Source organism: Halomonas jincaotanensis, assembly GCF_018448785.1.
Classification (GTDB): domain Bacteria; phylum Pseudomonadota; class Gammaproteobacteria; order Pseudomonadales; family Halomonadaceae; genus Halomonas; species Halomonas jincaotanensis.
In genome coordinates this window covers 177307-198924 of record NZ_JAHCLU010000003.1, presented here as the reverse complement: position 1 = coordinate 198924, position 21618 = coordinate 177307, and the positions used below count along the sequence as shown (strand labels likewise).

Below are 21618 nucleotides of genomic sequence, written 5' to 3'. Positions count from 1 at the left end.
AGCACCGGCTCGTCGATTAGAGCGGCTGCTTGGTGGGACGAATGATCAGCTCGTTGACATCGACATCCGCCGGCTGCTCGATGGCGTAGGTGATCGCCCGGGCGATCGCATCGGCATCGATCGCCATCTCGTAGAGCTCATTGACACCTTCGGCGGTCTCGGGATCGCTGATAGTGGACGTGAGCTCGGTGGCGACCGCGCCCGGCGAGATGTTAGTGGAACGGATCTCCTCGCCGCCTTCCTGACGGATGCCCTCGGACAGCGCCTTGACCGCATACTTGGTCGCGCAGTAAACGGCCGCGGACGGAAAGACCACATGTCCGGCGACGGACGAGAGGTTGATGATGTGGCCGGCGTGTTGCTCACGCATGGTCGGCAGCACCGCGGCGATGCCGTAGAGCACGCCCTTGATGTTGACGTCGACCATCTGCTCCCACTCGTCGACCTTGAGCTGATCCAGCGGCGACAGCGGCATCAGGCCGGCGTTGTTGACCAGCACGTCGATGCGGCCATAGGCCTCCTTGGCCGCCTGGGCCAGCGCCTCGACCTGACCCCGGTCGGTGACGTCGGTCACACGGTAGATAGCCTCACCGCCCTGCTCGACGATGGCATCACGCAGCGACTTGAGACGATCCTCGCGACGGGCGCCAAGCACCAACTTGGCGCCACCCTTGGCCAGGCGGTGGGCGGTGGCTTCGCCGAGGCCGCTGCTGGCACCGGTAATGATGACGACCTTGCCATTGATCTCTGACATGGATACTTCTCCTGTGGACATGAATCGAGTGGTGCTGCGAATCGGGTGAAAGGTCACTAGATCGGACTTGCCGGCAGTGGTGCGCTTCCGCGCCTCCTCAATCGCTTCAGCGGAAATGCAGGCCCATGGAGTCGAATTGCGAGCTCAGGGGGCTGGCGATGACCGGGGCAACAACACCCGGTTGAAGAGGACCTCCTCGAAGCACTCCATGGGCTTGAGCGACTTGACAGTCTTGGCGCGCAGGATGGCGCCTTCCCACCCTGCCATGATGAAACTTGCCTGGGCATATGCGTCTAGAGTGGCGTCGATTTCACCTTTGCCCCGCGCCTCATCGAGACAGTCCGCGAGGCGACGTTCCCATGCGCGGAAGACCTGATCCAGACGGGCACGGAATACCTCACTCTGTGCCGAAAGCTCCTGGCCGAGGTTACCTATCAGACAACCTCGCGCATGGTCGCAAGACAGCATGTCCTGCTTGCCTACTGCGAAGTAGTGACGCAGCCTGGCCAATGGCGAGGCACGGGTATCGGTGAAAATCGCGGCTAGCCTCGCATCATATTCCTCGGCGAAGGCATCAATCACGGCCAGGCCGAAATCTTCCTTGCTGGAGAAATAATGATAGAAGGACCCTTTGGGCACTTCGGCGCGCTTCAGCACCGAGTTGATGCCGGTGGCATTGAAGCCATGCTCGGCGATCAGTTCGGCACCGACGCGGATCAGCTTGTCTCGGGTGGCTTGCGTCTTCATACCCGATAAATTAGACCAGTCGTCTAGTTTCGTCAAGTTCGAAGCTTAGCTATCGAGCGATACCCCGTGGGCGCAGGGCCGCTTGGTTCCTGACCAAGCGGCCCTGAGTACTCAATCGAGCAGCGCGTTGAACTGCTTGAGCCACTCCGGATGGGCTGGCCACGCCGGGGCGGACACCATCTTTCCGGAGGTGATGGCTTGGTCAACGCCAATCTCCGCGAAGTCGCCCCCGGCCAGCCGGACGTCCGGCGCGCAGGCGGGATAGGCCGACACTCGCCACCCCTCCAGCGACACGGCCGCCGCCAGCAGCTGGGCGCCATGGCAGATGACCGCGATCGGCTTATCGTGCTCGACGAAGTGGCGCACCATGTCCAGCACCCGCTCGTCGAGGCGCAAATATTCGGGCGCTCGCCCGCCGGGAATCACCAGGGCGTCATAGTCGGCGAGTTCGATTTCAGCGAAAGTCGCGTTCAGGGTGAAATGGTGGCCGGGCTTTTCCGTGTAGGTCTGGTCGCCCTCGAAGTCATGGATGGCCGTCTTGACGCTATCGCCCTCGCGCTTCTCGGGACATACCGCATCGACGCCATGCCCCATGGCTTGCAGAGCCTGGTAGGGCACCATGATCTCGTAATCCTCGACAAAATCACCCGCGATCAATAGCAATCTGGCCATGGGAATCTCCTGGTAGGACTGGCAGGGAAGCCGTCACGTCGTGCACATCGCGACAGGCACTCAAAAGCCTAGCCAAGATCGCTGATAGCGCAAACACAGTGCACTCAGGAACTTGATGGCGGCCGGGGGTTCTCATCCCTGTCACTCCAACAACCCTGTCACTCCAACAACCCTCGGATCCCTATGCTCGGACTTTCCTGGCGCCACTTCCTCACCCTTGCGCTGGCCCTACTCTTCTCGGGCATCGTGACCGGCGATGTCGCGGTCACTCGCCCATTCACCGCCCACTATCAGCTCAGCGTCAGCGGCTGGCCCGACGCCACTATCGAGCACCGACTAAGTCGCGAAGGCAACACCTGGCAAAGCCAGATGCGCGCCCGCATCGCCGTGGCCAGGGGCAACGAGCGCAGCCGCTTCGTCGTGGAGCCCGACGGCATTCGCTCCGTGGTCTATGCCAGCGGCTATTCGCTGCTGGGCATCGGCAAGACGTATCGCCTCGGGGCCGGTGAACTGGCCGCGCTGCCGGATCGACAAGCGGCGCTGTTCGAGCTTTCGCGGCAAGCTGCCCGGGGCGACTGCCAGCCACGCTGTCGACTGCGCTATCAGGACCACAAAGGCGAAGCGGAAACACTGCTGGTGCGTCATCTCGGCCCACGGCAAGTGTCACTGCCTGCCGGTGACTTCGAGGCGGTAGCTGTGGAGGTCACCGAACCCGATGAACCCAACCGTCGCCTGGTCTTCGGCTTCCATCCGACCCTTCCCGGGCTGCTGCTGACCATGGACTATCATCGCGGCGGAGAGCGGCGCAGCCGGTTATCGCTGTCTTCGCTGAACCAGTCTGACCAGCCTTGAGATTGCCTGGACAGCCGTGAGCTCGCCTGGACAGCCGTGAGTCAGTCTCGATCTCGGCACCCAACGCCTGTGCCTTTCTCTGCGTATGACGGGCGCGAGCGACAGCGCCATTTCGTCTAGCCCACGCGTGGGCTAGAGTGAGCCGCTTCGTCCGCCCGGGGTGGTGGTTCGTCCAGCAACGAATAATCAGGGAAGAGCATGCTGTCGGGTCTGTTGATCGTATTATTGCCCTTGGTGCTGGGGTATCTGGTGCCGGTGGCAAGTCCCGAGCTGATGGCCCTGATCAATCGCGGGGTGAACGCGTCGGTCTATCTGATTCTGCTGCTGATGGGCGTCAGCCTGGCCGGGCTAGAGAACCTGAGCGAAGAACTGACGCGCATGGGTGGCCAGGCGCTGATTCTCGTCACGGTGATCTCGACGCTCAACCTCGCCGGCCTCTGGTGGCTATCGCAGCGCCTTGCGCTGCGCGGCGGCATCTCGCGGGTGGTCGAGGGTGCACCCACCAGCAAGCTTGCCGCCATGGCCGGGTCGTTATCGCTGGTCGGCGTCGTGGTGGTTGGGGTGCTGATCGGTCTCGGTGCCGACGCCTTGCTGAAGGGCCAGCCTTCGGCGGGTGCCGACACTGTGTTTACGCAAGCCGATAGCCTGGCCGAATGGGTTCTCTATGCCCTCCTGGCGCTAATCGGCTGCCAGTTGCGTAATTCCGGCATGCCACTTAAGCAGATACTGCTCAACCGCCACGGGCTTGCCATCGCCATGATGCTGGCCGCCACCTCCCTCGTCGGCGGCCTGCTTGCCGCGCCTTTGCTGGGGCTGGCCTGGAACGAGGGCCTGGCCATGGCTGCCGGCTTCGGCTGGTACTCGCTTTCCGGCATCCTCATCGGCGACCAGCTCGGCCCCCTGCTGGGCGGCATCGCCTTCTTCAACGACCTGGCACGCGAACTGATTGCCTTCGTATTGATTCCGCTGGTGATCCATCGTCATGCGGCTCTGGCCATCGGCTACGGTGGCGCCACATCGATGGATTTCACCCTGCCGGTCATCCAGCAGCATGGCGGCGTGGCCTGCGTGCCAGTGGCGGTGGTCAGTGGCTTCATCCTCTCGCTGCTGTCGCCGCCGTTGATCCTGTTGTTTCTTTCGCTCTAACCGGGCCCCCTTCGGTCTTACGTTTCGCGAAGCCAGCGGCGCTTGCACATTGCTTGCATACTTCATGCGCAATCATGGCATGGCCTCCCGCTATGCTCTTCGATGTTCCAGTCCGGTCCCGGCTTACCCGATGACCGACCTGACCCCGCTCAGGAGCCCTTGATGCGCCCAAGCCTGCCCCGCCTCGCCCTGTCTCGTCTGGGCGTCAAATTGTTCGTGACCATCCTGGCAGTGAATGTGGCCATTTCGGGCCTGGTGTTTCTCGCCGTGTCGCGCAGCCTCGACAGCGGCTTCGTCGACTATCTGGATACTACCCAGACGCAACGCGCCGAGACCCTGGCGGAGGGGCTCGGTGAAGAATGGGCGCAGCGTGGCGACTGGCAGTGGCTGCGCGACTCGCCGGACGACTGGGAGCGCGTGGTTCGCCGCCAGCTCTGGCCCGGCGATACGGCGCCTCCCCAGGGCATCGAGCGTCGGCTTGGCCGCGCCCAGGACTTTGTGCTGCACGACGAAAATGGCGTGCCGGTGATTGGGCTGCCACCGGCCCCGTCGGACGAAGAGCAGGACCCGCCCGAGCTGCGCTGGCTATCCATCGACTATGCCGGCGAGTCGGTCGGCACGCTGGGCTATCGTCCGCCCGAGCAGCTAATGGCGCGTATGGATCACATCTTCCTGGCACGCCAGCAACGCAACCTGACGATTATCGTCGGCTCCCTGGGGGTTGCCTCGCTGCTACTGGCCGGCGGCCTGTCCTGGTGGCTGGGCCGACGCACGCGCAGCATGGCGCTGGCCACTCGCCGCCTCACCGGTGGCGACTACAGCATCCGCCTGCATGAAAAGGGCCGCGACGAGCTGTCGCGGCTCGCCGAGGATTTCAATGTGCTGGCCGCGACCCTGGAAGCCAGCCGCGCGGCCCGCTCACGCTGGGTGTCCGACATCGCCCACGAGCTGCGCACCCCGCTGGCCGTGCTGCGTGGCGAGATCGAGGCGATGCAGGATGGTATTCGCAGTCTCAACCAGGACAACCTGCATTCACTGGCCCAGGAAGTCGGACAGCTGGAACGGCTGGTCGCCGATCTACGGCTGCTTTCCCAGAGCGATGCCGGAGCGCTCGATGTCCAGCTCGCGCCGTTGAACCTAGCGGATAGCCTGACCGCGCGTCTGGAAGAAGCCAGCGGCTGGCTCGCCGACAGCGGCATCACTCTCGAGACCGAAATCGCCGGCGAAGCCTGGATCCGCGGCGACCTCCAGCGCCTAAGGCAGCTTTGGAGCAATTTGATCGACAATACCTGCGCCTATACCCAGCCTCCGGGCCACCTGCGCGTAAGCTTGACGCACCGAAGCGATCATATCGAAGTAATTTGGGAAGACAGCGCACCGGGCGTCCCCGACGATCAGCTGCCGCGGCTGACCGACCGGCTCTACCGGGTCGAAGGCTCGCGCAGTCGGGCGAGCGGGGGCAGCGGCCTGGGATTGTCGATCGCCACGGCACTGGTCAAGGCACACGGCGGCCAGATGACCGCCTCGGCTTCGTCCATCGGTGGGTTATGCTGGACACTGAGTTTTCCTACTCTCACGGCCACCGGCACCCTGGAGGCACCTGCATGACACGCCAAGACCGTATTCTCATCGTCGAGGACGAGCCCAAGATCGCTCGCCTGGTGGCCGACTACCTGGAAGGCAGCCGCTTCGCCAGCCACCACCTTGCTCATGGTGACGAGGTGCTGCCTTGGTTGGCCGAGGCCGACGAAGGCACTATGCCCGACCTGGTGCTCCTCGACCTGATGCTGCCCGGTACCGACGGTCTGACGCTGTGCCGGGAAATCCGTCAGCGCTGGCCGCGGATCCCCATCATCATGCTCACCGCACGCGTGGAAGAAGTGGACCGTCTGCTGGGCCTTGAGCTCGGGGCCGATGATTACATCTGCAAGCCCTTCAGCCCGCGGGAAGTCGTCGCCCGCGTCAAGGCGGTGCTGCGGCGCAGCCGTGCGGCCCAGGAACCCACCACCGCCGAAAGCGACCTGGTGCTCGACGACGGTGGTTGGCGAGCGCTGGCCGACGGCCAGGACCTCGGGCTTACCGCGGTGGAATTCCAGCTGCTGCGCGTGATGATGCATGCCCCGGGGAGGATATTTTCGCGTGATCAACTGATGGATCACATGTACCGCGATCATCGCATCGTCTCCGAACGCACGGTGGACAGCCATATCAAGAAGCTGCGTCGCAAGGTCGCCGATATCTGGCCCGACCGCGAGATCATCCGCTCGGTCTACGGCGTCGGCTACAAGTACCAGCCCGAGGAATAACGACCCGTCGATCCAGCCGGAGACGTAATAAAGGCACCTGCATCGGCTTTACACCGTTACTGCATGACGAGCGCACGCCTGTCAACGACACTATCAATGTCACCCGAGGCCTGCTCCCGACCCGAGATCAGACCTTGTATCCCCTCCACCTACAGGAAAGCCGTCATGACGATACCTTTCTCTCGTAAGCTGCTGATGCCCGCCCTGCTGGCTATCGCGATTGCCCCGGTGTCCCTGGCGGCCCTTGCCGGTCAGCACGGCGAAGGCCACAGGAACCCTGGCCACGGAAACCATGGCCACCCCCATGCCCATCATCAGGAAATGCGCCAGGCACTCTATGAACGTGCAGGTATCGATGAAGAGACCCGCGAAGCCCTCAAGCGGGCCCACGAAGAACATCACGAGGCTCTCGAAGAGCTGCACCGCGAGCATCGCGAGCGCATGGACGAGCTACTCGACGACGAACAGCGCTCGGCGCTGGAAGCGGCACGCCGCGACATGCGTGACGAATGGCGTGAAGAACGCCATGCGGCCATGCAGGAGCGTTTCGAGGCCGTCGTCGATGGCTGGGACCTCAGCGAAGAAGATAGTGAGGCCCTGCGCAAGACACGCGAAGCGCTCTACGCCGACATGCAGGCCCTGCGCAAGCAGGATTTCGAGTCCCGGGAGGAGCGTCGCGAGGCCTGGCAGACTGTGCGCAACTCACACTATGTAGCGCTTTCCGAACTGCTTAACGACGAACAGATCGCCGAGCTGAAACAGGCCGCTCGCCCTGACGGCGGCAACTGGCACGGCCATCGTGGGGATAAAAAGAAGCATGGAAAGCAACACGGTCAAGGCCAGGACCGCAACGAAGCTCGTGGCGACACTGAATAGGCGTCTTGCCAGTCGCGATAGCATCCTCCGCTAGCCACTGCTTCATAAGACCGGACCTTTGTGCCGGGCCTTTCGCCGTGAGCCACCTTGCCGGCTACCCACGGGCCGGCGTAACGTGATGCGCTCCCGCGCCATCGAGAATCCGTCATGTCCCGACGATCCACTCCGCGGCAAGCCTATCGTTTCCCCCTGCCCGGTCATGCTCTGATATCCGCCTGGCGAGAGGGCTACGGCCTCGCCGAATTTCGTCGTGATCTGATGGCCGGGCTGACCATCGGAATTGTCGCGGTGCCTCTTTCCATGGCCTTGGCCATCGCGACCGGCGTGCCACCCCAACATGGCCTGTATACCGCCATCGTTGCCGGTGCCATCATCGCCCTGACCGGCGGCTCACGCTTCAATGTCTCCGGACCCACCGCTGCCTTCGTGGTAATCCTCTTTCCCATCGTCGCCAGCCATGGCATCGGTGGATTGCTGCTTGCCACCCTCATGGCGGGGCTGATCCTGGTGACTCTGGGACTGGCGCGACTCGGCAGCCTGATCCAGTTCGTACCCTACCCGGTGGTGCTAGGCTTCACCGCCGGTATCGCCGTGGTGATCGCCCTGCTGCAGCTACCCGATTTTCTGGGCCTGGCCGAAATTGAGCTGGATGACAGCACTCCGCACAACATGGCAACTATCGCACTTGCCTTGCCTACACTCGCCCCTGCCGAACTGGGCGTAGGGCTGGCGACCCTGGCCGCCCTGATTCTCTGGCCGCGGATCAAGCTACCCGTGCCGGCACCGCTGGCCGGGCTGGTGGTCGGCACGCTGGTCTCGCTCGCGATCCATCCGCTGGGCGTCGAGGTCGATACCATCGCGTCGCGTTTTCACTGGGAGTTTCAAGGTCGGAGCGGCGACGGCATTCCGCCCTTTGCGCCGAGTCTGGTCATGCCTTGGCATCTGCCGGGTCCCGATGGTGTCCCGCTCACGGTAAATTTCGCGCTGATCCGCGAGTTGATGGGGCCGGCACTCGCCATTGCCATGTTGGCCGCCATCGAGTCGCTGCTTTGTGCGGTGGTCGCCGATGGCCTGACGCGCACCCGCCACGACCCCAACGCCGAGCTGCTCGGCCAGGGGCTTGGCAACATCGTGGCGCCCTTCTTCGGCGGCATCACCGCGACAGCGGCCCTGGCACGTACGGCCACCAATATCCGCAGCGGTGCCGCCACGCCGATCGCCGCCGTGGTCCATGCGTTAGTGGTGCTGCTTGCCGTGGTGGCACTCGCCGGCATCCTGGGACTGGTGCCAATGGCGGCGCTTGCCGCCCTGCTGTTCGTCATCGCCTGGAACATGAGCGAGGCTCGCCATTTCATTCATACGCTGAAAAGTGCACCACTCAGTGACGTGGCGATTCTGGTGATCTGCTTCCTGCTCACGGTGATCTTCGACATGGTGCTGGCGGTCGCCGTCGGGGTCGGGCTGGCAGCGGCGCTGTTCATCCGCCGCATGGCCGAGCTTACCCATACGCGTCGGCTGGACACGCGCAACGGCGATCTAGCCCACCAGCTGCCGCGCGAAGTCGCGCTCTACGACGTCAACGGCCCGCTGTTCTTCGGCGCCGCCGAGAAGGCCATCGCGTCGTTGCGGGTCATCGACCCCGACATCAAGGTGGTGCTGCTCGACATGCATGACGTGCCAAGCCTCGACGCCACTGCCATTGTCGCCCTGCAAACGTTGGTCGAGGAGCTGCGCGCGCAGCACGTGGGGTTGATCTTCATCGGCATGCCGGCGCGGATGGTGATGAAACTGCGCCGCGCCGGGCTCTACCGCGAGAGCGGCAGGATCGCGGTCGTGCGCCACCTCGATCACGCCTCACGCCTGGCCACGCAATGGTTGGCGGCACGCGACGACTAGGAGCTATTCGCCATACAGTGTGGCCATCATGCGGCGGGTGCCGCCATGGTCGCGATGCTCGCCGAGCCATAGCCCCTGCCAGGTACCCATCGCCAACCGGCCGTCGCGCACCGCCAGGCACAGCTGGGTGCCGAGCAGGCTGGCACAGACGTGCGCCGGCATGTCGTCGGGCCCTTCCAACGTATGGCGAAAATAGGGTAAATCGCCGGGGATGCGCTCACGCAGGAAAGCGTCCAGGTCATGGCGCACATCCGGGTCGGTATTCTCGTTGAGCGTCAACGAGGCCGAGGTGTGGAGAAGCTGCAGATGCAGCAGGCCCTTCGTCACCTCGCGCAGCCAGGGCAGGCCATCAACTACTTCCTTGGTGATCAAATGAAAGCCGCGCGAGCGTGGCGCAAGGGCCAGTTCCTGCTGTTGCCACATGGTGTCCCCCTGCAGGTTTCCGGATTTGCGTGAATATCACCGTTAGCCGACCACGAGGAGACGCCGAGCGACCTGGATCGCTCGGCGTCTCCTCCTGACACATGCCTGCCTCCCGGCAGGCAAGGCGTTAACGGTGTCCTGGTCAGTTGCGCGGGTCATCGGCGGGATCGAGATACTCGATGCCCCAGGGCCCCTCGCCATGCAACTGGAAGACGGTCTCACCCTCGGCATAGCCGAACATCGGCTCGCCCGGGGCCATGATCGCATATCCCCCTTCCGACAACGCCTGGGTGGCGTCTTCATCGTACTCCTCGCCGTGGGCGAAATGCAGGGTGCCGGAAAGGACCGTGACGCGCTCGTAGGCGGGGTGGATATGCGGCTTGATCTCGTAGCCGTCCTCGAGCCTGAGACGCATCGTGAAGGGCGCCTCTTTGCTCAGGTCGCCCTCGATGATGGCCATTTCGGCTCCTTCCCCCATGGAGCCCACCGGACCCCACGACAGGTCGTCAGGGGAGCCGAGCAGATGGCCCTCGCCGTGATAGGGCTCGGCCTGCAAGCCCGCGGCGGCAGTCAACGCCCCGGCCAGCGTGGCAAACGTCAGAAAGCGTAGCGTGGTGTTCATGAGCAGTGTCTCCTCTGTCGTCGTTTCATCACGACACCGAGGTGCCGCGTGCTCTCAAGGACGCGGCACATGCCGATGTTGTTCCCGACATTCTTGCCACCCGACAAGGATTCGTGACACCAGCCAGGGGAACCCGAATCGGGGTTGGTGCGTCCTTGCGGACAACACTCGACTCGCCAACGCGACTTGCCGGCACGACTTGCTAGACATCGGCCACCGCCCCATGCTGAAGAGGGACTCATGCCACTCGCTCACCCAGACACCCAGGCCCCGATGCCGCTACCCCAGGCGACATATCGGGGCGGTTCGGGGATAGGCATGTCAGATCGCGATATCGACAATCGCCAACACTGGTTCGAGCAGCGTCTGTCGCCGTTGCTGGATCGGCTCTACGGCTGCGCCCTGCGCCTGACCCGCGACCCCGACGACGCCGAGGACATCGTCGCCGAGGCGGTAGGCAAGGCCTGGTCACGGCTCGGCGAGCTTCGCGACCCGCAGTGCTTCGACGGCTGGCTCCTGCATATTCTCAACAACGTCTTCATCAGCGAGTGGCGGCGGCGTCAATGTCGCCCCCAGCGTCCCGCGACTGCCGAGGACCCGTCGCCGGACGAGCTCGACTCCAGCACCTTCACTCTCTTCCAGCAGTTGCATCAGCCCTTCCTGCTCTGGTGGGGCAGTCTGGAGGAGCAATTCTTCAACTCGCTGCTCCATGAGGACATCCAACAGGCGATCGACGCCCTGCCCGACCCCTTCCGGGTCACGATGGTGCTGGTGGAGGTACAGGGCTATTCCTACAGCGAAGCCGCCCATCTGCTGGGTATTCCGCTGGGCACCGTGCGTTCGCGGCTGAGCCGGGCACGCGCCCTGTTGCAGAAGACCCTCTGGGAGCAGGCCGGCGACGCCGGCGTCAGGCCCGATGACGGCGGAACCGGGAGGCAGCGGCCATGAGCGCACGCCCGCTTGACTGCGAAGAGGTCATCGAACGCCTCTTCGAGTATCTCGACCGCGAGCTCGACGAACGCCAGATCGCCGACATCGAGCATCACCTGGCCCGATGTCGCGACTGCTTTACCCGCGCCCAGTTCGAAACGCGGCTACGCGCCCGGGTCTCGGCCGCAGGCACGGTGACGGCCCCGCCCCGTCTGCACCAGCGAATCCGGCAACTGCTCGACCGCTTTAATGACGGCGAGGCGAATACCCACCATTAAGCGAAAGGAGGCGATGTGCATGGTCGCCATACTCGGTTACTCACCCCAGCAGATCACCCAGGCCGTGCAGGGCATGTACCGCGCGGTGGCGGACTCGCCCGACGCCGGCTTTCACTTCCCAGTCGGCGTTGATGCCTGTCGACGCCTCGGCTATCCCCCCGACCGCCTCGCCGGGCTGCCGTCAGCGCTGCTGGAATCCTTCGCCGGTGTCGGCTACCCCTTTCGTGCCGACGCCATTCACTCTGGCGACCGAGTGCTCGATATCGGCGCCGGCGCGGGCGTCGACTCGCTGATCGCCGGCCAACGCGTCGGCGCGAAGGGACGCGTCATCGCGCTTGACCTGACCGATGCCATGACGCGCAAGCTATACCGCAACGCCCGCCGGGTCGGCGCCGACAACCTCCGGGTCATTCAGGCGTCGGCCGAGCAGTTGCCCCTGCCCGATGCGAGCATCGACAGCATCACCAGCAATGGCGCCCTCAACCTGGTGCCGAACAAGCGACGCGCGGTGAACGAGATGTTTCGCGTCCTGACACCGGGTGGCCGCCTGCAGCTCGCCGATGTGGTAATCCATCGGCCGGTCTCGGTGGACTGCCACGAGGATCCACGCCTCTGGGTCGAGTGTGTGGTGGGCGCCACCATAAAGGAGAACCTGCTGGCGCTGTTCGCCGATGCAGGTTTTCGCAACATCGAAGTGGTAGGTCAGCACGATTACTTCGCCATGAGCCCCAGCGCCCAGACCCGCGAGGTCGCCGCCAGCTTCGGCGCCTACGCCATCGAGGTCGCCATGCGGCGCGGCGACAAGGCGCCCTCAATGGCACGCCAGTGGCTGCGCCGGCTCGACCCGCGACGCTGGCTGCTCACCTGGCGACGCCGTGGCCTGCTGGGTCTCGTGGCGCTCGGCCTGGCATTGCTGAGCTGTTACGGCACCCTGGCGCTGGTCGGCCTGCTGCCGCTGCTGGGCCTGGGGCTTGCGCTGAACGAAGGCGCCTGGGCCATGACCATTGCCGCCTTCGTGCTGATGACCGTCGTCACCCTGGCCGTCGGCGTGCGCCGTCACCGGCATGTTGGCCCGACCATGCTGGCCGCACTGGGCAGCGCCGTCATTCTCTATGCGCTTTTCGTCGATTACCGGTTCTGGTGGGAATTCAGCGGTTTTATCGCGCTCACCGCCGCCGTGCTCTGGGATCTGCGACGACGGCGACGCCGGGAAGCCGGCCTGCTCGGGCTGGATTAGGCGTCTGGCGGACTTACCCCTTGCGCCAGCGCGAACGTCGCCACCTGGGTGGGCTGGCCGAGGTGGGAGTGCATCTCGCCGACACCCGAGAAGCGCACCCGGTAGCCGTTGCGGCGGGCCACGCCCTGGGCCCAGTCGCGAAAGCGCGCACGGTCCCATTCGAACTTGTGGTCGGGGTCGCGTAGCTCGCCGGGACCCATGTCATAGAGGGGGTTGTACTCGCAATTGGGGGTCGTCATGACCAGCAGCGCGGGACGCAAAGCGGCGAAGATGGCGCGCTCGACCTTCGACAGTCCCTCGGGCGGCACATGCTCGATGGTCTCGACCATGGCGGCCGCCTCGAAACCGACCAGCGAGGGATGGGGGTCGGCATAGGAGCCGCAGATCAACTCCAGGCGCCCCGCCGTCACGGCGGGCAGGTCCTCCAGGCGCAGCTTGGCCTGGGCCAGCAGTTCCCCGGAGAGTTCGAGCCCGACCACCCGCTCGAAGTGGGGATCGCGCAGCAGGTACTGGAGCAGGCCGCCGGAGCCGCAGCCCAAGTCGAGCACGCGGCTGGCGCCGCCGGCCTTGATCAACTGCACCACGCGCTGCAGTCGCTGCTGGTGAAGGTCGGGAGCCTCTAGATGCATGCTGGCAGTGCTCTACCTAGTGTCGCAATCGTGTCGAAACCGCGTATCGAACTCAAAGGCTCAGGGTTGGTCCAGCACGACAAGATGATTGGGCAGCTCATTGCGCTCGTGCGTCGCCGGCACATGCTGCTTGAGGTGCTCGCCGCAGGACTCGATGCAGTGCAAGAATCCCTGCAACGTCTCCCCCGCCTTCACTTCTCGGGTGAAGTTCGCCACGATCGACTCCCAGGTGTCATCGGCCAGGCGGCTGGAAATGCCGCGGTCAACGAGAATCTCCACGTAGCGCTCGGCCTCCGAGACGAAGATCAGCATCCCCGTTCCGCCGTCGGTATGGTGCAGGTTCTGCGCCAGAAACTGCCGCCGGGCGAGGTTGGAGGCCCGCCAATGGCGTACCGAGCGAGGAATCAAGCGCGTCGTGATGCGCGGCAGGCGAAACACCAGCCCCAGCACGATGAAGGTGGCCCACTGCGCCAGGGTCAGTTCGTAGGCATTCAGCCAGCCGGGGAAATAATTCACCGCACCGGGCACCACCAGGGCCAGCAGGCCGGCCCAGAGCAGCGGAATATAGGCGTAGTTGTCCGCCTGGGGGGCAAGCACGGTGACCAGCTCGGCATCGGTTTCACGCTCGACCCGATGGATCGCCTCCGATACCTGCCGTTGCTCGCTGTCGCTCAATAATGCCATGAGGTTCGTGTGCTCCGAATCCTGATTGTCGTACCAGCGGCGCGTTCACCGCTGGGAAGGACGATGCGTTACCAGCCGCCCGACGCGCCGCCGCCACCGAAGCCGCCGCCGCCACCGCCGAAACCACCCCCGCCGCCGAAGCCGCCCCCCGAACCGCCTCGGCCGAGGCCGGCACCCAGCAGCGCACCTGCCAGCAGGCCACCGCGACCGCCCCTGCCGCCGCGCACCAGGGTCATGACGATGATGAACAGCACGAAGAAGATGATCGACGCCGGCCCCTGCGGCTTGTCCTGCTGGGCCGTCGCGGTTGGTGTCGTCTCTGCCATCGGGTCGCCGCCCAGCACCTGGATCATCGCCTCGACGCCTTGGGTGATCCCCTGGGCATAGTCGCCCTCGCGGAAGGCCGGCGTGATGATCTGGTTGATGATCGCCGACGACTGGGCATCGGTCAGGCGACCCTCGAGCCCGTAGCCGACCTCGATGCGCACTTCACGCTCGTTCGGCGCGACGATCAGCAACGCGCCGTTGTCCTCGTCTTCCTGACCGATTCCCCAGTGGCGCCCCAACTGATAGCCGTACTCCTCGATGGCGTTGCCCTGTAGATCCGGCACGGTGACCACGACGACCTGCTCGGTAGTGGCGTCTTCATGCGCCTCGAGCATCCCGCTCAGGCGCGATTCGACGGAAGCCTCGAGCAGCTCGGCCTGATCCACCACACGCCCCGTCAGTTCGGGAAACTCGGGCGTCTGGGCCTGAACGTTGAGCGCGGCCAACAACAGCAGCGCCAGCAGCGGAAGGTGTAAACATTTGGTCATTCGAACTCCACCTGCGGGGCCTGGTCAGCGTTCTCGGTAGTGGCCTCGAAGTTTTCGCGCAGCGGCATGTCACTGTAGAGAATGCTATGCCACAACCGTCCGGGGAAGGTGCGAATCTCGGTGTTGTAACGCTCGACCGCGGTGATGAAATCGCGACGCGCCACGGAAATCCGGTTCTCGGTGCCTTCCAGCTGCGACTGCAGGGTCAGGAAGTTCTGGTTCGACTTGAGGTCGGGATAGCGCTCGGACACCGCCATCAGGCGGCTCAGCGCCCCGGTCAGCTGCTGCTGGGCCTGCTCGAACTGCTGCATCTTCTCTGGGTCGTCCAGCGAATCGGCATCGATCTGGATGGAGGTGGCCTTGGCGCGCGCCTCAACGACTTCGGTCAGCGTTTCCTGCTCCTGACGGGCGAAGCCCTTGACCGTTTCCACCAGGTTGGGGACCAGGTCGGCGCGGCGCTGGTACTGGTTTTCCACCTGCGACCACGCGGCCTTCACCTGCTCGTCATAGGTGGGAATGTTATTGACGCCACAGCCGGTCAACAGCGTGACGACGAACAGTAAAAAGGCCAACCGCCAGACGTGACGGTCGGAAAACAAGGTCTGTCTCGTCAGCATGGGGGCACTCATCCCTGTCGTTACACGTTCGTTGAAAGGTCTCGGGGGCGCTATCGACCCGCCACCCCGAGGATTGACCAAGGTACAGGCCCCGCTCTTCCAAGGGAAGCGATGCCGGGGGTCAGCGGCGGGACAGCAGGTCGTTGTGGCTTGTCACACGAGCGCCAGAGGCCCGACCAACGACCGGACCTCTGACGCTCATGCCTGGGGCGATCACGCGTAGACGCTCAGCCGCCCCCGATGCCTTCAATCACGTAACCGGTGCCGCCGCACTCAGGGCATTCCTCGCCCTCCACGCGACCACTTCCCTTGCAGTTACGGCAAATATCCTCACCGGTGCCCGGCGTGCCGGGTGGCGCATCGTCTCCGGGCTGTTCCGGCCGAGTATCGTCGTTGTCAGGGGTCATGTTCACCTCCCATGTGGATCGGTGGCCCGCCTGGAATTGTCAGGCGGCCGTTGCGTCATCCTTGCCCGTTAAAATTAAGCAGGCCCGGGGGAATCTGGCAAGCCGGGAATGGCCTGGGTGTTTAGGAAAGGCCTCGAGGCCACTGACTCAGTCGGGCGAGCTCAACACGGCTGCAGTATGACCGCTGCCAGCCCCGGCAAGGTCAACGACAGGCTGGCGGACTGGCCGTGCAGCGGCGTATCGTGCGTCGTCAGCTCGCCCGGATTGCCGATGTTGGCCCCGCCATAACGCTCGGCGTCGCTGTTGAAGACCTCCTGCCAGGTACCCGGCAAGGGGACGCCAACGCCATAGTCGTAACGAGTGATCGGCGTCATGTTGGCCATGACCAGCAAGGGCGCGCCCTCGGCGCTCCAGCGCAGCCAGGCGAAGACACTGTTGGCCTTGTCGTCGCCGATCACCCAGGTGAAGCCGCTGCTGTCGGCGTCGCGCTCGTGCAGCGCCGGCAGCTCGCAATACAGGCAGTTGAGATCGCGCACCAGGTCGTGAAGGCCGGCGTGGCGAGGCTCACCGAGCAGCGACCAGTCGAGTTCGCGGTCGTGGCTCCACTCGCGCCACTGGCCGAACTCGCAGCCCATGAACAGCAACTTCTTGCCGGGCTGGGCCCACATGACCGAGAGATACGCCCGCAGGTTGGCGAAACGCTGCCACTCGTCGCCGGGCATCTTGTTGATCAATGAACCCTTGCCGTGAACGACCTCGTCATGCGAGATCGGCAGCACGAAGCGCTCGGAAAAGGCGTAGACGAGCGGAAAGGTCATGTTGTGATGATCGTAGGACCGGTAAAGCGGGTCCGTGGCGATGTACTGCAGGGTGTCGTGCATCCAGCCCATGTTCCACTTGTAGGCAAAGCCCAGCCCGCCCTCCGCAGTGGGCTGGGTGACGCCGGGCCAGGCGGTGGACTCCTCGGCGATCACCACCGCCCCGGGCACCTCCTCGGCGACCACATCATTCAGGTGGCGCAGGAAGTCGATCGCCTCAAGGTTCTCCTGGCCGCCGTACTGGTTGGGAATCCATTCGCCTTCTTTGCGCGAGTAGTTGCGGTAGAGCATCGAAGCCACAGCATCCACGCGCAACGCATCGACGTGGAAATGTCGCAACCAGTGCAGCGCGGAGGCCAGCATGAAACCATGCACCTCCCGGCGCCCCAGGTTGTAGATATAGGTGTCCCAGTCCTGATGGAAGCCCTCGAAGGGGTGCTCGTATTCATAAAGCGCCGTGCCGTCGAAGCGTGCCAGGCCATGCGCGTCGGTGGGAAAATGCGCCGGCACCCAGTCGAGAATCACCCCGAGCCCCGCCAGGTGGCAGGCATCGACGAAGGCGGCGAAATCCTCGGGATTGCCGAAGCGTCCGCTCGGCGCAAACTGACTCAGTGGCTGGTACCCCCAGGAGCCGCCGAAGGGGTGCTCCATGATCGGCAGCAGTTCGACATGCGTGAAGCCCATCTCCACAACATAGGGAATCAGGTACTCGATCAGATCGTGCCAATCATAGAGCTCGCCGTTGTCGCCGCCGTGCTTGCGCCACGAGGCGGCATGGACTTCGTACACCGTCATCGGCCGGGTCGGCTCGTGCAACTCGCCACGCCGGGCGAGCCAGTCGTCGTCATGCCAGCGGAACGGCGTGGGATCGGCCACCACCGAGGCGGTATGCGGCGGCATCTGGGTGGCCAGGGCGACCGGGTCGGCCTTGAGCGCCAGCGCCCCGTGGGCATCGAGAATCTCGTACTGGTAGGCCTCCCCGGGGCCGAGTCGCGGCACGAACAGCTCCCATACGCCGGCCGGATGGCGCAGGCGCATGGGATAGCGTCGCCCATCCCAGCCGTTGAAGTGCCCCACCACCGAGACGCGACGGGCATTGGGGGCCCACACCGCGAAGCGCACCCCGCTGATCCCATCGATCTCCATCGCCTGTGCGCCCAGACAGTGCCCCAGCTGGCGGTGGTTGCCCTCCCCGATCAGGTAGAGATCCATCTCCCCGAGCAGCAGCCCGAAGCTGTAGGGATCCTCGGTGTCCTGCTCGCCACTCGGCCAGCGGATATGCAGACGATAAGGGGCGGTATGCGGCAGCCATGCGACAAACAAACCGGGGATCTGGATCGGCGTCAAGGAGCAGCGCAGTGCGCCGCTACCGCGCTCCACCACGTCGACGCCCAGCGCGCCCGGCAGATACACGCGCAGCAGGCTGCCGTCCTCGAGGTCATGGATGCCGAGCAGCGCAAAGGGATCGGCGTGCGTCCCGGTCGCCAGTGCTTCGGCATCGTCGGCAGAGACCCACAAGGCGCGGTCAACCATGTGTTTGGCGATCCGTTCAGTCATGTGCTCCTCCCGCGTTCAATTGGTCGACGATGGCCGCCAGGTAACGCAACGGCACCCCCAGCCAGGCAGGTCGATTGGCGGCCTCGTAGGCAATTTCATAGGCGGTCTTCTCCAGCACGAAAAGATCCACCGCTGCGGCCGGTCCACTCACCGCCTTCCACTGATGCGCCATGTCGACGGTGGCCAGCCAGTAGGCGTTGAGGAAGGCCTCGCGTCCTCGGGTCAGGAAGTGCTCGGCGACGTCGTGGCCGGTTGCGAGATGGGCCTCGTCGGTCTCCTTGCCGGGGCGGGCCTCCTCGACCTTGGCACAGGCATAATCGAAGGAGCGCAGCATGCCGGCGACATCGCGCAACGGGCTGTCCTTGGCGCGACGCTCCTCGAGGGGCCGGGCCGGTTCGCCCTCGAAGTCGATGATGTAGGCGTCGTCATGCGCGACGAGCACCTGACCGAGATGCAGGTCGCCATGAATGCGCGTCAAGAGGCTGCCCTCGGCGAGTTGCGCCAGGGAGCCAGCCGATTCCAACAGGGTATCGCGTGCGGCGAGGACGCTCTCGGCGAGTTGCTGCTCGGCATCGCTGGCCACGCTCTTGTGGCGTTCGAGCAGCACCAGGGCCTCCTCGATGCGCTCGCGTACGCGCTGGGCCCACAGCGTCACATGGTGGTTTCCTGCGATGCCCGGAGCGAAGGCCGGGTCCTCGCTTGGCGAGGCCAGCACGCCATGCAACTCGCCCACCCGGCGTCCGAGGGTGGTGGCGAAGGCGACCAGCTCATCCAGCGCGCCATAACCGCCGTCTTCGCGGCCAGGTTCGCGCTCGCTGTCACTGACTGCCTCGCGAATCGCCCGCTCCAGGGTATTGCGCGTCCACGACCAGGCATCCCCCTGGTTGTCGATGAAGCCCTGCAGGATCATCAGCGTCTGCGGCATGCCCTGCTCATCAAAGCGCGTCACCTCGCCGTGCAATGGCGCGACATGGGCGAAGCCCCGCTCGCTGAGATAGCGGCCGATCTCGGCCTCGGGATGCAGGCCCGGCTCGAGCCGCCGGAACAGCTTGAGCACCAGTTGCTGGTGAATGATGATCGAGCTGTTGGACTGCTCGGCCGACTGCTGCACCACCTCGGGCTGTTCGGGCAGTTCCATCTCGGCCAGGGTGGCGGTGGGCTCGAAGCGTATCTCGCCGGAAGACGTCTGCAGCGTGGCCTTTTCGCGCAGCGCCTTGAGCACCGCGATGGCGAAGGCATCCAGGGTCGAGGCGTCGGTGAGCAGCCCCACCTCGCGACCGCGACGCACGCGAGCCATCGCCAGCTGGAGTGGCAAGGCACGGGTCGGTTCGTCCTCGCCCAGGAAGGCCAGCGGTAGCTGGTAACGCTCGGTCCCGTGGGTGTGCTGCACCTCCAGCTCGCTGAGCAGCAGCGCATGGTTAGCGACATCCAGACGCGTTACATACAGCAGGCTGACATTGGCAATTTGCGCCTGCTTGGCCGCGAACCAACGCCGCTTGGGGAGATAGCTGGGCAGCGTCTCGCTTTCCAGCAATTGCCGCGGTCGCGCCTCGCCGATTTCTTCCAGGCGACGCTTGATGATCAGGGTGACATAGTCGGGCATCGGCTCGGGCACCGGCACGTGCCATTCCGGCATCGCGGTGGCCGGTGCGAGCATGAACCAGTAGAAACCGTAGGGGGGCAGGGTCAGCTGGTAAGGCAGTTGTCCCACGGGGGGGAAGGCACTGCCACCAACCATCTCCACCGGCACCTTGCCCGCGAACGCCGACAGCTCGAGTTCCACCGCCTGAGCGGTGCGGGCGACATTGGCCACGCAAAGCAGCACCTCGGTCTCGTCGTTGTCGAGCGTCATTTCCCGCAGGTAGGCCAGTATGTGGCGATTGGCGGGATAGAGAAGACGCATGGCGCCACGGCTGAAGGCACGGTGCTGGCTGCGCACCGCCAGCAGCCGGCGCATGCTGTTGAGCAGCGAATGCGGGTCGCGTACCTGCGACTCGACGTTGATCGCCTGGTAGCCGTAGAGCGGGTCCATGATCGGCGGCAACACCAGGCTCGCCGGATCGGCCCGCGAAAATCCGCCGTTGCGATCCACCGACCACTGCATCGGCGTCCGCACGCCGTCGCGGTCGCCGAGATAGATATTGTCGCCCATGCCGATCTCGTCGCCGTAGTAGAGCACCGGCGTGCCCGGCATCGACAGCAACAGGCTGTTGAGCAGCTCGACCCGCCGGCGGTCGCGCTCCAGCAGCGGCGCCAGGCGACGCCGGATACCCAGATTGATACGCGCGCGACGATCGGCGGCGTAGTGGTTCCAGAGGTAGTCACGCTCCTTGTCGGTCACCATTTCCAGCGTGAGTTCGTCGTGGTTGCGCAGGAAGATCGCCCACTGGCAGACGGACGGGATCTCCGGGGTCTGGCGCAGAATATCGGTGATCGGAAAGCGGTCTTCCTGGGCCAGCGCCATGTACATGCGCGGCATCAGCGGGAAATGAAACGCCATGTGGCACTCGTCGCCATCCCCGAAGTAGGGCCGGGTATCCTCGGGCCACTGGTTGGCCTCGGCAAGCAACATGCGGTCGGGGTAGCGCTCGTCGATCACCGAGCGGATCTTCTTGAGCACCACGTGGGTTTCGGGCAGGTTCTCGTTATTGGTGCCCTCCCGCTCGACCAGATAGGGGATCGCATCGAGGCGCAGGCCGTCCACCCCCAGGTCCAGCCAGTACTCCATGACCCGGATGACCTCATTGAGTACCTGCGGATTGTCGAAGTTGAGATCCGGCTGGTGGGAATAGAAGCGATGCCAGAAGAACGCGCCCGCCACCGGATCCCAGGTCCAGTTGGACGTTTCGGTATCGAGGAAGATGATGCGTGTTTCCGGATACTTCTGATTGCTGTCCGACCACACGTAGAAGTCGCGCTCGGCCGAGCCCGGCGGGGCGCGGCGCGCCCGCTGGAACCATTCGTGCTGATCGGAGGTATGGTTGATGACCAGTTCCGTGATCACGCGCAAGCCGCGACGGTGGGCCTCGGCGATGAACCGCCGGGCATCCTCGAGCGTGCCGTAGTCGGGGCTGACATTGCAGTATTCGCCGATGTCGTAGCCGTCGTCGCGGCGTGGCGATGGATAGAACGGCAGTATCCACAGCGTGTTGACACCAAGGCTGACGATATAGTCCAGCTTCTCGATCAGGCCGTTGAAATCGCCGATGCCATCATCGTTCGAGTCGAAGAACGATTTGACGTGCACCTGATAGATCACCGCGTCCTTGTACCATAGCGGATCATCGAGGAAATCCTGGCTCTCGATGGCTTGTGTCTCGCTACTGGCCTCCATCATTGGGTTTCCCTCCCT

General features: G+C 64.5%; 21 protein-coding genes. 9 read left to right on the top strand and 12 right to left on the bottom strand.

Translation table 11 applies throughout. From position 1 onward, the window contains the following. Window positions 1–16: 16 nt before the first annotated feature. The 3 genes from KG088_RS04180 to KG088_RS04170 all read right to left on the bottom strand — a co-directional run bounded on the left by KG088_RS04180 (window position 17) and on the right by KG088_RS04170 (window position 2173). Window positions 17–754: an SDR family oxidoreductase gene (locus KG088_RS04180; RefSeq protein WP_213824239.1), complete on the bottom strand. Its 738-nt coding sequence runs from the start codon at window positions 752–754 to the stop codon at window positions 17–19. A 144-nt stretch (window positions 755–898) separates the two neighbouring features. Further along, window positions 899–1501 (bottom strand): TetR/AcrR family transcriptional regulator, encoded by a 603-nt coding sequence (locus KG088_RS04175; RefSeq protein ID WP_213824238.1) that lies wholly within the window; start codon window positions 1499–1501, stop codon window positions 899–901. Window positions 1502–1612: 111 nt separating this feature from the next. Continuing rightward, window positions 1613–2173 carry a DJ-1/PfpI family protein gene (locus tag KG088_RS04170; RefSeq protein WP_213824237.1) on the bottom strand — a complete coding sequence of 187 codons (561 nt, stop codon included), beginning with the start codon at window positions 2171–2173 and terminating at the stop codon, window positions 1613–1615. Between the two features lie 183 nt (window positions 2174–2356). On the opposite strand from KG088_RS04170, the gene KG088_RS04165 reads away from it, so the two are divergent. The 6 genes from KG088_RS04165 (at window position 2357) to dauA (ending at window position 9249) form a co-directional block, all read left to right on the top strand. Beyond that, window positions 2357–3025 (top strand): hypothetical protein, encoded by a 669-nt coding sequence (locus tag KG088_RS04165; RefSeq protein WP_213824236.1) that lies wholly within the window; start codon window positions 2357–2359, stop codon window positions 3023–3025. A 198-nt stretch (window positions 3026–3223) separates the two neighbouring features. Next, complete coding sequence (locus tag KG088_RS04160; RefSeq protein WP_213824235.1) at window positions 3224–4171, top strand: lysine exporter LysO family protein; 948 nt, start codon at window positions 3224–3226, stop codon at window positions 4169–4171. A 162-nt stretch (window positions 4172–4333) separates the two neighbouring features. Then, window positions 4334–5779 (top strand): ATP-binding protein, encoded by a 1446-nt coding sequence (locus KG088_RS04155; protein WP_213824234.1) that lies wholly within the window; start codon window positions 4334–4336, stop codon window positions 5777–5779. Beyond that, window positions 5776–6477: a response regulator gene (locus tag KG088_RS04150; RefSeq protein WP_213824233.1), complete on the top strand. Its 702-nt coding sequence runs from the start codon at window positions 5776–5778 to the stop codon at window positions 6475–6477. The genes KG088_RS04155 and KG088_RS04150 overlap by 4 nt, the downstream gene beginning before the upstream one ends. Window positions 6478–6642: 165 nt before the next feature. After that, window positions 6643–7353: a hypothetical protein gene (locus KG088_RS04145; protein ID WP_213824232.1), complete on the top strand. Its 711-nt coding sequence runs from the start codon at window positions 6643–6645 to the stop codon at window positions 7351–7353. Between the two features lie 147 nt (window positions 7354–7500). After that, window positions 7501–9249: a C4-dicarboxylic acid transporter DauA gene (gene dauA, locus KG088_RS04140; protein WP_213824231.1), complete on the top strand. Its 1749-nt coding sequence runs from the start codon at window positions 7501–7503 to the stop codon at window positions 9247–9249. 3 nt (window positions 9250–9252) lie between these two features. Here the strand turns inward: dauA and KG088_RS04135 are convergent, their stop codons facing one another. Both KG088_RS04135 and KG088_RS04130 read right to left on the bottom strand, forming a co-directional pair. Next, complete coding sequence (locus KG088_RS04135) at window positions 9253–9672, bottom strand: secondary thiamine-phosphate synthase enzyme YjbQ (RefSeq protein WP_213824230.1); 420 nt, start codon at window positions 9670–9672, stop codon at window positions 9253–9255. A 142-nt stretch (window positions 9673–9814) separates the two neighbouring features. Then, on the bottom strand, window positions 9815–10294 hold the full coding sequence (locus tag KG088_RS04130; protein WP_213824229.1) for a cupin domain-containing protein: 480 nt from the start codon (window positions 10292–10294) through the stop codon (window positions 9815–9817). Window positions 10295–10612: 318 nt separating this feature from the next. Here KG088_RS04130 and KG088_RS04125 point away from each other — a divergent pair, with 318 nt between their 5' ends. From KG088_RS04125 to KG088_RS04115, 3 genes are read left to right on the top strand one after another with little or no spacing between them, the layout of a single operon-like run. Continuing rightward, window positions 10613–11242 carry an RNA polymerase sigma factor gene (locus KG088_RS04125; protein ID WP_213824228.1) on the top strand — a complete coding sequence of 210 codons (630 nt, stop codon included), beginning with the start codon at window positions 10613–10615 and terminating at the stop codon, window positions 11240–11242. After that, window positions 11239–11502, top strand: a complete 264-nt coding sequence (locus tag KG088_RS04120; RefSeq protein ID WP_213824227.1) for an anti-sigma factor family protein — start codon at window positions 11239–11241, stop codon at window positions 11500–11502. The genes KG088_RS04125 and KG088_RS04120 overlap by 4 nt, the downstream gene beginning before the upstream one ends. Before the next feature lie 19 nt (window positions 11503–11521). Beyond that, entirely contained in the window at window positions 11522–12739 is a 1218-nt protein-coding gene (locus KG088_RS04115) for a MerC family mercury resistance protein (protein WP_213824226.1), read from the top strand. On the opposite strand, the gene KG088_RS04110 is transcribed toward KG088_RS04115, so the two are convergent. The 7 genes from KG088_RS04110 to treS all read right to left on the bottom strand — a co-directional run bounded on the left by KG088_RS04110 (window position 12736) and on the right by treS (window position 21603). After that, the gene (locus KG088_RS04110) at window positions 12736–13368 is read right to left on the bottom strand and encodes a methyltransferase domain-containing protein (RefSeq protein ID WP_213824225.1); all 633 of its coding nucleotides are present in this window, start codon (window positions 13366–13368) and stop codon (window positions 12736–12738) included. The genes KG088_RS04115 and KG088_RS04110 overlap by 4 nt on opposite strands. A 60-nt stretch (window positions 13369–13428) precedes the next feature. Continuing rightward, window positions 13429–14052 (bottom strand): TPM domain-containing protein, encoded by a 624-nt coding sequence (locus KG088_RS04105; protein ID WP_213824224.1) that lies wholly within the window; start codon window positions 14050–14052, stop codon window positions 13429–13431. Between the two features lie 68 nt (window positions 14053–14120). Next, complete coding sequence (locus KG088_RS04100; RefSeq protein WP_213824223.1) at window positions 14121–14867, bottom strand: TPM domain-containing protein; 747 nt, start codon at window positions 14865–14867, stop codon at window positions 14121–14123. After that, on the bottom strand, window positions 14864–15484 hold the full coding sequence (locus KG088_RS04095; RefSeq protein ID WP_213824222.1) for a LemA family protein: 621 nt from the start codon (window positions 15482–15484) through the stop codon (window positions 14864–14866). Before KG088_RS04095 ends, KG088_RS04100 begins: the two co-directional genes overlap by 4 nt. 227 nt (window positions 15485–15711) lie before the next feature. After that, the gene (locus tag KG088_RS04090) at window positions 15712–15891 is read right to left on the bottom strand and encodes a hypothetical protein (RefSeq protein ID WP_213824221.1); all 180 of its coding nucleotides are present in this window, start codon (window positions 15889–15891) and stop codon (window positions 15712–15714) included. A gap of 161 nt (window positions 15892–16052) precedes the next feature. Continuing rightward, on the bottom strand, window positions 16053–18266 hold the full coding sequence (glgB, locus tag KG088_RS04085) for a 1,4-alpha-glucan branching protein GlgB (protein WP_213824220.1): 2214 nt from the start codon (window positions 18264–18266) through the stop codon (window positions 16053–16055). Continuing rightward, on the bottom strand, window positions 18259–21603 hold the full coding sequence (treS, locus tag KG088_RS04080; RefSeq protein ID WP_213824219.1) for a maltose alpha-D-glucosyltransferase: 3345 nt from the start codon (window positions 21601–21603) through the stop codon (window positions 18259–18261). The genes glgB and treS overlap by 8 nt, the downstream gene beginning before the upstream one ends. Between the last annotated feature and the right edge of the window lie 15 nt (window positions 21604–21618).